The 14,079-nt window shown below is 36.5% G+C and carries 8 protein-coding genes and 2 pseudogenes; 1 reads left to right on the top strand and 9 read right to left on the bottom strand.

The features are described from left to right. Positions 1-32: 32 nt before the first annotated feature. Entirely contained in the window at positions 33-1,577 is a 1,545-nt protein-coding gene (locus JCM19043_RS05490) for an IS66 family transposase (RefSeq protein WP_062320692.1), read from the top strand. A 97-nt stretch (positions 1,578-1,674) separates the two neighbouring features. Here the strand turns inward: JCM19043_RS05490 and JCM19043_RS05485 are convergent, their stop codons facing one another. From JCM19043_RS05485 to JCM19043_RS17395, 9 genes and pseudogenes are all read right to left on the bottom strand, one after another. Then, positions 1,675-2,688: an acyltransferase family protein gene (locus JCM19043_RS05485; protein WP_062320689.1), complete on the bottom strand. Its 1,014-nt coding sequence runs from the start codon at positions 2,686-2,688 to the stop codon at positions 1,675-1,677. 186 nt (positions 2,689-2,874) lie between these two features. Beyond that, the gene (locus JCM19043_RS05480) at positions 2,875-4,149 is read right to left on the bottom strand and encodes a glucoamylase family protein (RefSeq protein ID WP_197274749.1); all 1,275 of its coding nucleotides are present in this window, start codon (positions 4,147-4,149) and stop codon (positions 2,875-2,877) included. Positions 4,150-4,206: 57 nt separating this feature from the next. Further along, positions 4,207-4,989, bottom strand: coding sequence for an endonuclease/exonuclease/phosphatase family protein (locus JCM19043_RS05475; protein WP_062320685.1), 783 nt, complete (start codon positions 4,987-4,989; stop codon positions 4,207-4,209). A gap of 74 nt (positions 4,990-5,063) precedes the next feature. Next, entirely contained in the window at positions 5,064-8,390 is a 3,327-nt protein-coding gene (locus tag JCM19043_RS05470; protein ID WP_062320682.1) for a GH36-type glycosyl hydrolase domain-containing protein, read from the bottom strand. 1 nt (position 8,391) lies between these two features. Then, positions 8,392-10,572: a beta-glucosidase BglX gene (gene bglX, locus JCM19043_RS05465; RefSeq protein WP_062320680.1), complete on the bottom strand. Its 2,181-nt coding sequence runs from the start codon at positions 10,570-10,572 to the stop codon at positions 8,392-8,394. Positions 10,573-10,650: 78 nt separating this feature from the next. Then, positions 10,651-12,528 carry a glycosyl hydrolase gene (locus JCM19043_RS05460; RefSeq protein WP_369813778.1) on the bottom strand — a complete coding sequence of 626 codons (1,878 nt, stop codon included), beginning with the start codon at positions 12,526-12,528 and terminating at the stop codon, positions 10,651-10,653. Then, positions 12,529-12,588: pseudogene (locus JCM19043_RS18680) on the bottom strand (hypothetical protein); the annotation flags it as partial. A gap of 97 nt (positions 12,589-12,685) precedes the next feature. After that, positions 12,686-13,054: a beta-galactosidase gene (locus JCM19043_RS18110; RefSeq protein WP_255349942.1), complete on the bottom strand. Its 369-nt coding sequence runs from the start codon at positions 13,052-13,054 to the stop codon at positions 12,686-12,688. Continuing rightward, positions 13,051-13,733: pseudogene (locus tag JCM19043_RS17395) on the bottom strand (glucoamylase family protein). Before JCM19043_RS17395 ends, JCM19043_RS18110 begins: the two are co-directional and overlap by 4 nt. Positions 13,734-14,079 lie beyond the last annotated feature (346 nt).

Here is a 14,079-nt window from a genome sequence, read left to right as displayed (position 1 = left end):
GAGTGAATAAATATTGAAAAGAGGTGATCAAGATGACAAAACTAGAGGAAGAGTTAACGGGTAAAGTTGATAAACTTCTGATGGAGAATGAGTCACTAAAAGCACAAGTAAATTTATTACTGGACAAAATATATGGTCGTTCAAGAGAAAAAGGATCTTATGTAGATGAGAACCAGCTCGCTTTATTTAATGATGAAGATTTAAACATCTTTAACGAACCTGAAATAGCCAGCGATCCTGATTGTGACGAACCAGAGATGGTTGAGGTTATCAAAAAGAAAAAGAATAGAAAATCCAAACATGATAATATCAACAAAACCGTCCCTATCAAAGAAGTGGAATGTCTTCTCGAAGATGAAGCGTGTCAATGTGAATGGTGTAACAGTGAGCTTCGCCCTATCGGACGAGAGGAAGTGAGACGAGAAATAGAATACATACCAGCGACACTTCAAGTGAAGGTATATATTCGTCACGCCTATGAATGTCCAACGTGTAAAGCGGACGGGGCAGATGTCATTGTCAAAGCAAAGACGCCTCAACCTGTTATCCCGAAAAGTGTTGCCTCCCCTAGCGCTGTCGCTTGGTTACTTCACCAAAAATATGAACAGTATATGCCATTCAATCGCCAAAAATCGGAATGGCAACGTGCCGGTATTGAATTAAGTCGAACGACCATGGCAAATTGGGCCATTAAGGTTTCAAAGGATTATTTAGCGCCTTTATATGCGTCGCTTCGTGAGGAGCTACTTAAAAATCATATCTTATTCGCTGATGAAACAACGGTACAGGTATTGAGAGAAAAAGATCGAAAGCCAACATCTAAATCTTATATGTGGCTCTATCGAACAGGAGATCACATCGATCGTGAGATTGTGTTATATGATTATCAACCCACTCGCGGATCGATACATCCTAAAACTTTCTTGACCGACTTTAAAGGCTTTCTTCATAGCGATGGGTATGATGCCTATAACGACCTTCCTAACGTCACTCGTGTTGGGTGCCTCGCACACGTTCGACGGAAATTTCATGAAGCCATCCCGAAGGGAGACGCTCCAGTTACAGCATCTAAGGCAGAAGAAGGTCGTAACTATTGTGATAAGCTATTTAAATTAGAGAAAAACTGGCGCAGTCTTTCCACCGAAGAAAGGTTTAAAAAAAGGCAAACAGAGTTACGCCCTGTCTTGGAAGCATTTTTCACGTGGGTAGAAGGGGCGCATGTGCTGCCATCCTCTTTATTAGGTAAAGCTATAACGTACGCTAAAAATCAGAAAGAATATCTAATGAATGTTCTATTAGATGGGGACTTACAGTTATCTAACAATTTAGCAGAACGTAGCATACGCCCTCTCGTTATGGGAAGGAAAGCCTGGTATTTTTCAACGAGCACCGACGGTGCTCTATCAAGCGCGATCACCTATAGCATCATACAGACAGCTAAATCTAATGGCCTTGATGCCTTCAAATGCCTGACCTATCTATTTGAACAAATGCCTAATACGGAAAACTTTATGGATGAATCAGTTATTAAAACTTTCTATCCATGGAATCCCGATGTTCAGGCAAAATGTAAATAGCCTTTACTACACTTAACATTGTAGCAAAGGCTATTTGTCGTGCCGACCTACCTGATGGATTGGCGCTTACGATTAAAGAGGTTAGCTTTTTTTGGGGTTAAGTTCGCTCGTTGGATTGATGATAATATGAACCAAGTAACTGTCGCCACTCTCGTTGTTTCACTGTCTTAAGCTCAATCAAAGGTTTAAAAAAAGCTGTCACAACTGGACTGGATAATAAGAGGACGAGACTACCACTTATAACAATCGCCCCTAGAAGCGTCACTAGTCCTTCGATTTGAAAGAGCTCTAAACGCCGCATCGTTTGGATGAATAACCCGTGCAGTAAATAGACATACAATGTTTTTTGACCCATTTTTGAATACGTTACCGCTTGTTTGGGCACAACCGTAAAGAACAGAAAACCTAAAATGATGGCGCCCAAATAAATAAATCCGCGAGAAACAATACCCAACACCGGTACGCCCATTGCCTCGTATGAGGCCGAACCAAACAAAAGCTTCACAGGATAGTCAAGAAATAGATGGAGACCAACGATACTAATGATCAGTATACCTGCAAGTTTCGTATGGGTTCTATCAAGTAAGTGAAAAAGCCATTGTTTGTTGACATGGTACCCAAGTAAGAAAAACGGGAAAAAGACAAAAGTACGTGACAAGCTATACACATGGCCAATCGCATCGATGTAACCGACACCTAACCCGATGCCAAAGGCAAGTAGTAACCCTAACGTCTTTGGTAACCGTTTAAACACAGCGAGTAAAAGATGCCAGCTGAAAAGACTCAACAAAAACCACAGTGACCAGTTAGGCTCCATCATCGTTTTGACAGACTGGCCTTCAAAATAATTCATGACATTATAAAGCAGTTGAAACAGGACATAGGGCATAATTATTTTTTTCATTAAGTTTTTAAAGTAGACGAGATCCCATTTCCCTTTCGCAAAAAAGCCACTCACAAATATCATTGCGGGCATATGAAAAAGATAAATCGTTTGATATAGCGCCATCAAAGGTTTTGAGTCAGCAGTCGATGGTTGAATCACGTGTCCGAAGACGACAAGAAAGATCAGTAATACCCTTGCATTATCAAAAAAGTCCTCACGTTTCATTGGTTTCACCCTTAATTCAAAAGTTAATATAATTATTAATTCATACAGGACATTTATTAACTGTACTTTAACATCATATATATTATAATACCTGTTCAGAAATCATTAAATAACCTTAAAAGAATTGTTAGTGAAATGTGACATCATTGTCGTAATCCGATATGTTTTTATCACTTCTTCGTCATATTAGTTATCTATTTGTAATAAGAAATCTTCTTCTAATAAAGGTTCTGCATTATTTCCATATGGGTGTGCATGGAAATATTCCCTTATAATATCATTATATAAATAATTACCCAACGCTAATATGATCATCCCTTGGTCCAATGCTAAATAAGAGTGGGTTACTTCCTCAGTCAATAAATTAATTGAGTCATATAAACCGTAATCTCCATACATGTCCTTTTCCTTCATTATTTTAAAACTGTTCTTTACCGACTCATCATCGTAATCTATTGCTAGTATCGCAGCATGTGCTGTCATAGTTGCTTGGTCATCATAACCGCTCATTCCTAGCTCTTCTACACCAAATTCACTGTAACCATCAGGTATAGCTGCTGGCGAGAACCCGAACAAAGGATAACCTTTTTGTTCTGAATAATTTTGTTGCAATTTTACATGTTGATAGTTATTCGCTCCTAATCCTTTTTCCGCTAACTTCTTTTCATTTATATAAAGTCCTGGCATAAGAGCTTCAAACATACTTCCGCCCCAACTAGGTACAAAGCGTTCTTCTCCCAATTCATAGTATCCTTGAAACATTTGTGTGTTTTCTTTTTCAACGAATTTACCTTTAGGCACCTGTCGCTGCCAATCAAACTCCTCCGGGGCAGTTCGATCCAATTTCCACCAGTGATCAGAAGGCACATCTTCTTTTCCGATAGCCACATAACTAGCCATTCGTGTTTCAGAATATAGCGTACCGTAATGATGATTTGTATACTGATTTTGTTCAACATCAAAACCACCATATAGTCTATCTATGTTGTTATCATATAAATAGCTATAATCCATTTGATTAATTAAATCATTTGCATGCGATTCGAGGTTATAAAAATATTCAGCCGAGACCATTAAAGCTGCAGTTAACCAACCATTATCTACTGAAGATATAAACTTTCCCCAGTCGGTCATTTGTTCCTTTGAGTCAACAACGTACCAATTATAAAACAGTCCGTTCCATCGATCGAGTGAGTCTAGGGTATTTAACACTAATGCTGTTTTTTCTTCAGCTTCTTTATAATTTATTAATTCGGCTTCTGCAGCAATAACCAAACTCGATAAATACATTGCTATATTTGTAGGAGATGTTTGATTATATGTTTTAACATCATTCTCTTCAATATCTATACGATCTCTAGTTAAGCCTGTCTCTCTATTCGTATGATCATCAAAATAGCGATAAGTATCTTCTAATAGAACATGCATTGCTTCATCCTTATTATAAAACTGATATCTCATCATCATAATAATGACAACGAACAGCGCGAATAGGCTGATATTAAATATTTAATTTTCTTACTCATTAAAAATATACCACCTTTCATTTATTACAAATGTTGCTTTGACTGGATAATGATCACTCATAGCAGCATCCTTGCTTACGTTATGACAAATTTGATGTGCTTTTAAATCGACTAATGATACGCGGTAAAATAAATGATCAATAGCATCACCAAATATTTCTCCTGTATAGTTATGAAATGTTGTTAATGAATGACTATCACCATGATAAATTGAGATATACCCATTTTCATTCATTTTGTTCTTTAACTGTGTATTAAGTTTCATATTAAAATTACCACCAACAATGACAGGTATATTATTCGGTATAAGTTTTGTTATTTCTTTTAGTAAAATATTTAATTGTTTATTTCTAACCTCTTTATCTTCGTGTTCGAGATGCGTATTAAACACGGCAAAAGATTGCGGCTGACTCTTCGATTCGAATATAGCCCACGTACATATTCGCGGAAGTACGTATTCATTAATACGACTTTCTTTTTTATCCGTTGTATCGGATAACCAAAAGGTACCTTCATCGATTAGTGACAAACACTTTTTTTGATAATAAATCATACAGGATTCATCATCAATCGCACGTGGTTCAGCCACTTTACAGATTTCATCAAGGTAATCCATCAAATCATTATGCATCACCTCAGTACCTTCTTGAGTTAAACAAATATCCCACTCGCTATTAAACAAAAACTCACCAATGATTACTTTACGTTTTTGCCAAGCTGCTACGCCTGTCTGCCCATAGTTTACGTGAAGATTAAAAGTTATAACATTAACCATTAAAGTACTCCTTTCCATCCATGACTAGCTAAGATTAACACGGTAAATAAAAAAGGAGCTAAGCTCCTTTTCTACTATCTCTGAATAAAGATATCGACAACATTATCTTCTTTCATCAACAACTGTAATAATTCCTTTTTATCGACTATCAATCCACCAGATCGGTATGGACTTTGTTCTTTTTGAACGGATACAGTTCGACCGTTCACAATTAAACCGGACTTATCCGCATTTAAGTGATATTTAAAAATAATAGGGGTTCTATATATATTAAATTGAAACTCTAAACCATCTAAGTGATCTGGTAAGATAGGGTCAATAACTAATCTATCCTGCATTGGGCGAATACCTAATGCATGAGAGATAAGTTGATTCAAGTATATACCAGGTCCGCTTGAATAAATTCTCCATCCACCTTTTACAGCACGTTTCCCATTTCTTAACTCATGAAAGTTCGCTTGTGCTTCATAGCGATCATTAAACTTACCATCTGATGAACTAAAGTAAGCATTACTTTGTCGTAATTCGGCGTTAGGTACAACCGTTTGAATCCCAATTGGATTAATCTTTTCTAGACTTGACCATACTTCATTCTCTTTACCTAATTTCGCCATTGCTTCTGCATAACGAATGTGTGCATGAACGTATTGTAAGCCGATTTCACGACCGAAATTAGCTGCTGTTTCTGCACGTTGGAAATGAGTGTTCACTCCTCCCTGGTAATTAGCTGGACGATTCATTAACCTTACACCATCTGGGCAAGCTAAGTGTTCTTGAATTAATTGATAATTTCTATCTGCTACTGACTTTGGCACTAGTTCACTTATGATACTTCGTTGCATTGGTAATAAGCGATAGTGAATCCCAGTTGTCTGATCATCGGGATGTAACATAGGTACCGGATTGTTCGGATCTTCAAGATATAAAAATCCTGGAATCACATCTGTACTAAGCATATATTGCTCAAAATCATTTTTGATTTTATTAGCCAAATCACTAAATTCTATGGCCTTCTCTTCATTAAAGCTTGAAAATACTCTTTCTAGTTTCGTCATTGCTTGATAAGTTAGTGCAACCGTCCAACTCGACACCATATATTGCTTTAACTGTTGATTAGCTGGTTGCAATGTGTCATCCCAATCACCATCTCCATATGAAGATAATCCTGTGCCATGTAAGAAATGTGCTCTGATATATTGAATTTCTTTTTCTAAATGATTCATAACTGAGTAGGATTCCTTAGTAAAGTTATGAGTCCCTCTTACCGTATACGGCACCTTCTCATCTAAAATAGAATAATCACCCGTCTTTTCCAAGTAATCACCAATAACCTTAAGTGGCCAAACAATAATATCACCATGGCTTTCTCCTGATTTAATATGATGATACCGGTCAAACATAAACCACTGTGGCCAATTACCATCATCTTCAAATTGATGCTTGAATATATTTAAAATGATTTCTTTTGTTGTATTATAATTTTCAGTCGCAAGGAAATACTCTATTGGCCCTTGGCATACATCACGCGTTCCCCATGCAGCTCCACTATATTGTTCTAACCCATGCGGCACAGAGAAGTGTACAAGCATATTATGTGTGTACCAATAGGCGAGGGCATTAACTTTCTCTATATGATCTAGACGTTCTCCTTTTAGCGTTAAATCAAAGTCATTTAATAATTCTTTGTAATACTGTTTATATGTTGCTGTTTTCTCCTCGAACGTATCGTTTGATACTGATTCGAACGTGCCGTCTAACGTCCCTTGAATAGTAATGGTGAATGCATCTGTTGCTGTTGTTTTTAATACAACAAGTGAACTCTCATGTTCATAACTATTTTCTACAAAAAATCGTCCATCATATACGTCGTAATGAGCCCCTTCCACTTTAAGTTTGTAAGACAGCTGTGGATAAATTGTTGCGCTATCACTCGTTTGAGTAGCCTTAAAAATTAATTCTTTATCTGTTGTTTCCATAATGAATGATTGATCGTGTTCATTTGTGTTCATCGTTACTTGGTTTGTCACTAAATAACGATAATCTTTTCCTGATTCAGAACAAACTTCAAGTTTCACGCTTTTATCATTTAGCGAGGTATAAGCAGTGACAACAATGACATCTTCATTAATCTTATATGTCCAGCGAGTAAAATTTAAACCAATATGATAGCTGGACGGTACTGTCATTAAACGATAGCGTTCACCATCATTTAGATAGATTCGCTGACCCGATGCCTTCATAATATTTAGCGCATTTCGTTGATTCGAAATCCATTTATTAAAATTCGTATTACCTAATACCAATTGTGCATTGAATAAACCATACATAAATGTTGTAGATGTGATTGTTTCATCTGTTACATGGTCATTCCGATTACCCATTAATATGTGCCCGTGCGGACGCTCTACTAAACGTTCTTTTGCCTTTAACACTATATGTTCGTAATCTTCAGTAAAAAAGGCAAGAAGTTCCCCATCGTTTATTTCTTCTTCAATCCTTCTTGGATACAACTGATTAATTTCTTCCTTAGTTAAAGTATCGCCAATAATAACTTCACCTATCTGATTATTTACTTTTGGTGAACTATGGTAGAGTAATGGCGATGTGTTGATATTAAGTCGCTCATAAATAACTTGTACTTTATCATTTTGTAACGGATTAGTTACTGCGTCAGGATAGTCCCCTTTGATATGTCCATAAAAAACAAAGGAAAGTTTATCATTTGCGTTAGTTTTTTCTGTTTGTAAAGCTGTGTAAGCAAATTCATATTGATATACTTCATTTGGTAGATTCTTTGTTAAAGCGTGAGGAATATTCGTTTCTTTATAATCCAAACCAAAAAATTGAAAACCATCTGTCGCATATCCAACAATGTTATTTAATGATCCTTGCTCTAAATAAGGATTACCGGTTGATTGCCCTTGATTTTGACGAGAACAGACAACATACCCATTATCTTTTTCATAAACAGAATGATCAATATATTGTGAAACATAAGCTTCATTATTTCTAACTGCTCCTTGGTCTCCAATCCCCACATCTTGACCATACATGATATCAATCGTGCGACCGTCATTATCGACATTGACAGTATAAAACCATGTATCTTCTTCACCGATTTCTAAAGTAACTTGATAATTAAGTCCCGCTACTTTGCCTTTATAAATAGCGTTCATCTCAGTCAAGCTAAATTCTGCTCCTGCTTTCGCTCCTAAAAGCGGATAACTTTTTATCTTGTCATCATGAATACGAAGGTAAAGCTGATTTAAACTTCCGTCCAGAGGATTGCTAATCCATTGATTAATCATAATTGATTTGTATTGGGCTTTCTTAATATCACCGGTGGATAAAAACTCAAAAGATACGTCACCTTTTTTTAATAGTAATGATTGATGTGTCATATTAATTTTCCTCGCTTTCCATTTGATATTTAAATGAGGCTTCTAATGTATTAGCTGATGATGTTCCTGCAAAGACCGAGAACTCTCCGTAATCTGAGGAATATCTTAAGTCACTATGTGTGTAACGAAGCATTTCTTCACTTATAGTAAAAGTAACAATTTTTGTTTCTCCAGGTGCTAACCGAACTTTCTCAAATGACTTTAATTCTTTTAATGGCCTGATAACTTCACCTACACGATCTCTCACATACAGTTGCACTATTTCGTCACCTAATCTTTCTCCAGTATTTTTAACAGAAATACTAACGTTAATTGTTTCGTTATCCGTTAATACAGGTTGTGATAAATTAAGATTGTCATATGCATACGTTGTATAGCTTAATCCATAGCCAAAAGGATAACGCGGCTTATTGGGTCCATCAATAAATTTAGACACATAGCGATTATGTGGATTATTATGATCATAAGGACGACCGGTATTATGATGATTATAATAGATGGGTATTTGACCAACAGAATCAGGAAAACTCATTGTTAATTTTGCTGATGGGTTTTTATCTCCGACCAATATTCTACCAATTGCAGATCCGCCACATGAACCTGGGAACCAAGCTTCCACTACTGCTTTAGCAAAAGGAATAACTCGTGTTAAATCTAATGGACGACCATTGATTAGTACGACAATAATATTCTTATTAACTTCATGAATTTTCTTTAATAACTCTAACTGGACTTCTGGTAATTCTATCTTACTTCTTGATCCGCCTTCACCGCTCATGTCAGAACTTTCCCCTAAGGCTAAAATCACTTTTTCGACTTTTTTGGCCACCTCAATAGAACCTAACATCTCCTCTTCATCAATAGCATGAATCGATTGAATCGATTGAATCGATTGAGTATGAATAGGTTTTGAAAGGACTTTATTCATTCCCATTGCTATTGTTTCCACATCATCTCTATCACCAATCCACGACCACGGTCCAAGTAAATCTTGACTTTCTGCAAATGGACCAATAAGTCCTACATCATCGTCTTTTTGCATTGGAAGAACGCCATCGTTTTCTAACAAAACAATAGACTCTTCTGCCGCTCGCCTTGCAACTAGACGGTGTTCTTCTGAAAATATAATGTCTTTTGCTTTATTTTCATCCAAGAAACGGTAAGGGTTCTCAAATAGCCCAAGCGTTTTCTTTAAGTTCAATATACGTCGTACGCTTTCATCAATCCGACTTTCCTCTATTGTTCCTTCTTCAATTAACTCTTTTAGATAACTCACATAAGTGCTAGTCATCATTTCAATGTCTACCCCAGCCTCAATTGCTAAGGCTGCAGCATTTTTCTCATCTTCTGCAACACCATGAGGGATTAACTCTCGTATAGAACCCCAATCTGAGATTATTACACCATCAAATCCCCATTCGTCTCTTAAAAGATGTCGCATTAAATCTTTATTACCTGAACACGGCTTACCATCAACCGTATTAAATGCCGTCATAACCATTTGAGCATTTTCATCTAGAGCAGCTTTATAACCTGGCAAATACACCTCTCGTAATTCTCTTTCTGACATATTGACAGTATTATAATCACGTCCTGCTTCAATAGCACCATAGGCAGCAAAATGCTTAACACAAGCAGCTACTGAGTATTTAGACGTTTGAATATCCTCTCCTTGAAATCCCCTGACAAATGCTTTAGCAAGTTCACTATTTAAATAAGGATCTTCTCCTGTTGATTCCATCACTCTTCCCCATCGAGGATCTCTAACTAAATCGACCATCGGTGCAAATGTAACATGTATACCTGAAACAGCAGCTTCTTTTGCTGCTATTTTAGCCGTTTCCTCAACTAGTCCTGGATCAAACGAACAACTTAAAGCTAAATTATGGGGGAAAATCGTTTTATACCCATGTATGACATCCGCCATAATAAGTAATGGAATTTTAAGACGATTGGTTTTTAAATGTGATGCCTGAATATTTTTAATTTCAGATGCACCTGAACCACCTAATACTGAGCCACTATTGTGTATCGTACGATTGCTAATGCCTAACTCACTCAATGGACCCGTAATTTCTCCTTCATGACTAGCTCCATCAAATAAAAAGGCAGCTAATTGCATCAACTGATCAATTTTTTCATCTAACGTCATTTGCTTGAGCAATACATCAATATCCATCATACTCCTCCTCGTTTTGAATCGTTTCAAATTTAATGGTTTGCTAAACCTCTAAGGTAATTCTTTAGAGGTTTAGGTACTTTAATCAAAGTACAGAGTCAATGTTTCAACTTCTTTGTTGTTCTTTAACGTGAAAATATATTCATTATCTTGTTGTTCCTTGTTAATTTGGGAACTAGCACTTACTTTGTTTGTTGTTGTCATTTTTATCTTTATATCTTTTAATTTGGTGTCAAATGTAACATGCGCTGAGTCATAGCTGATTATTTCACATGTACTATAATGAATACAGGTAGCATCATTTATGTTAAAGTTAATCGGTAACATAACACCTTCATAGCCTTCTAATTTTAACAATTCACCATCGAATAACATTTTTTCGCGTTCTAGCAAATGACACGTTTTAGCATAAGCTTCAAGATTCAATACATGAATAAATCGTTCATCTTTATCCCTAACCGACGTTGTGAATATACCATGATGTCGATAATCATGAGTAAGGCGTGGCTTAACTCCCAAATCTTCCAAAATGGTACGGAAGAATTCGAGATCTGTTTTGTAAGGTGTCGTAAGAACGGTTACATACCCTTTTTTAAATTGCGTCTTAAATCCAGCGTAATGATTGGTACCAGCAATTTTAATAAGAGGACTCTGGCCATCAAGTAAAAACCCTTGAGCAAAATACGTTCTTAACTCTTTCTGGTTTACATCATCAACCCTTTGTACGGATAAATAAAAGTGCTGATTCGCTTCGTAATTTTTTTCAAAAGTGACTCCTAATGCTTGAATAAGTTTATCACAAGGTCGACCTTCCATATCATACCTTGGCAACTCACCGTAAAAGAGTGCGCGACCTCCTTCAGCAATAAAAGCAACTAACTTATCTTGTATAACTTCACTCATGTACTTGGCACTAGGTACCACAAGCACCCCAGCATCCTTAACATCAATGGGGCTATTTTGTATGTCAATGCCGGTAAACCTATAACCTGAGAGAATTATGCTTCGCGCCAACAGCTCCCAACTTGCATGCGCTCTATTACTCGTTAAATTACCAATAAACGCTTTCTCAATATCTGAATCAGGGTAATGATATTCTGTCATATAATAATCAGGAATAAAAGCAAAATGTAAATCATCATGTTCTTCATTCATTACAGCTAACTTATCCTTTACCGCTAACATCCTTTTAATTGACGTAGCCATCCGATCGAAAGTATAATTTTTCTCACCTTCAGGTGAAATAGGTGCAGCAAAACCATGTCGTTCACCAGTCGTCGCAATACGATCATTCCCATCAGACATAGGTCGTTGTAATTTACGGTTATAACCACCAGCCATTAAATAATAATTTAATAGTCGATTACCTTGAGCAATACTCATCCTCGTTTTTAAATCTGCAGCAGAGGGATCATAGCGCCCCGTTAACGTTTCTCCAAAATTGCCGTCACCGCAATTAAACTCCGCTGATGTGAGTGGTTGGTCGTCTAAATGAACAGCATCCATCATTCCATTAATTAAATATAAATCTTGGAAAGTTGTCATATCTAAGTTGCCAAAATAATGATCGGAGCCAGAAATATAGCCGGTTTCTTGAGTATAGCTCTCATATAGTTGACTAATACCAATAGGATAAGTGAAACCTCGCCCTCCTCCAGTTCCATGAATGTTGACCATAAACGGGACACCAGATACTCCACACGATTCAGCAAACCCTCTTAAGATACGGACATACTCACTAAATCGCTGGCGCATGTAATAACCTAAATCTTTATGTAAATCGAGAGGATTCACATGTTTTGGTGCTCTTATTTCTTGTTTAAATGTATCAAAAGATTCTTCAATAAAAGGATAGCGCTCGGTTAATATGTTTTTGTTATAGCTTTTAATCAAATATTGTTTAAATTGCTCTAACACATGATCTGTCAAATCTGGATTATTGCTGACCCATGATAACATACCTATTTCATTATCAAGCTGGACAGCGATAATATTACCACCGTGATCATGAAGTCTCGGAACAACAACTTTAAATACCGCTTCATACCAGCGCTTAACTTCTTTTAGAAAATTAGGAGCAAGATAGTCAAGAGTAACGGTTGTGGCTTGATTATCATCATGTTATTGGTATGACCTCTGGGTACTTCTCGTAAAGCCAATACGGAATTCCGTCATTTTTCATTTCAGCCATAATAAACGGACCAGGACGAACAAAGAAATACAAATCATGGTCGTTAGCTAAGTCAATAAATGCCTTTAAATCATGTTCAGGGAATTGTCGACCTTCCAAATCAATATCCCCATATAATTCTTCGTGTACAACCCAAGGAATATAACTGGAGACCGCATTACAACCACTCTCTTTTAATTGTTCTATTCGATTTCCCCACTGATCACGAGGTGTTCTAAAATAATGAATTTCTCCTACCATTAGAAGTTCTGGTTTGCCATCAATAATGATTTGTTTTTGTTTAATTTCAATCATGATTCAACCCTCACTTCCTTTTTTTCAAAACCTAATCTATCAATTGCCTTATTAATGAGTGGGTGTTGCATGTAATACTTCCATGTCGTACCGTGCAAGTAATTATCAATCATCAATAAAGAAATACCTTTATCTATGCCAATAACGATATCCGCATACCAAGTTGGATCAACATCTTCATTGTAAGCATCAAAAAATCCATACTTACCAAATAAGTTGGGGTGCTGATGGTAATAGTAATTAATAGCTTCTTTTACCGCCTCAGGAGTGAATACTATTGAACCAATCGCACCACACGGCGGTACCGTTCCATCTAGTTGCATTTTTACTTCATCATAATACGGAGGTGTACCAGGTACAATATAGCCATTAGGTCCTTCACAGGCAGTTAAGCCCAAGCATTTTTTTGATATGTTTTAAAATTATCTTTTTGATCTATTGAGAATGCCCGACTTGCTTTCGATGCAACAATAGAGTTTTCAAACCAATCTATACCATCTGGATCTAGATAAGACCCAAAATCAAACCACGCATGTGAAAACTGATGTGTAAATAAAGCGCCACCAGGACTATTATAAAAAGTATAGGTTTTATAAGTTAATAAACGCCTTTCAAATCCTTCGTAAATTATGGTCGGAACTGAATATGTTGGGGAAGCAACTCCTAAAAAATATTGCATCATCTGTTCAGCGTACATATCCCAGCGACCAAACCCACCAGTTTCTTCATGATAGCCCATATAGTAGACGTTTTCCTCACGATTATAGTATTTTTTCCAATCCACTCTTTGATAGATTTTTTGAAAATAAACTTCAATGTCTCCACCAAAATAACTTGCCCCTGTCAAAGCGCCATTAAGAAAAATACTCGTATCAATTATAGATGCACAATCATGAAAATGTTGATTCCTTTTACCTGTATTCATATTAACAAAATGATAAAAGAAACCATTTGCGTGCTCTACATTATGATAAAAGCTATACAAGGTCCCTTTCACACGATCATAAGCCTCTTCATAACTTATC

This window comes from Halolactibacillus sp. JCM 19043, from assembly GCF_001310395.1.
In the GTDB taxonomy this organism is placed as follows: Bacteria; Bacillota; Bacilli; order Bacillales; family Amphibacillaceae; genus Halolactibacillus; species Halolactibacillus miurensis.
This window is presented reverse-complemented; position numbering and strand designations above follow the sequence as displayed.

Excerpts from the sequence above, each read along its gene's own strand:
- JCM19043_RS05490 (WP_062320692.1), top strand. The coding sequence starts at position 33 with ATGACAAAACTAGAGGAAGAGTTAACGGGTAAAGTTGATAAACTTCTG.
- JCM19043_RS05485 (WP_062320689.1), bottom strand. The coding sequence starts at position 2,688 with ATGAAACGTGAGGACTTTTTTGATAATGCAAGGGTATTACTGATCTTT.
- JCM19043_RS05480 (WP_197274749.1), bottom strand. The coding sequence starts at position 4,149 with ATGAGATATCAGTTTTATAATAAGGATGAAGCAATGCATGTTCTATTA.
- JCM19043_RS05475 (WP_062320685.1), bottom strand. The coding sequence starts at position 4,989 with ATGGTTAATGTTATAACTTTTAATCTTCACGTAAACTATGGGCAGACA.
- JCM19043_RS05470 (WP_062320682.1), bottom strand. The coding sequence starts at position 8,390 with ATGACACATCAATCATTACTATTAAAAAAAGGTGACGTATCTTTTGAG.
- bglX (WP_062320680.1), bottom strand. The coding sequence starts at position 10,572 with ATGATGGATATTGATGTATTGCTCAAGCAAATGACGTTAGATGAAAAA.
- JCM19043_RS05460 (WP_369813778.1), bottom strand. The coding sequence starts at position 12,528 with ATGTTATCATGGGTCAGCAATAATCCAGATTTGACAGATCATGTGTTA.
- JCM19043_RS18110 (WP_255349942.1), bottom strand. The coding sequence starts at position 13,054 with ATGATTGAAATTAAACAAAAACAAATCATTATTGATGGCAAACCAGAA.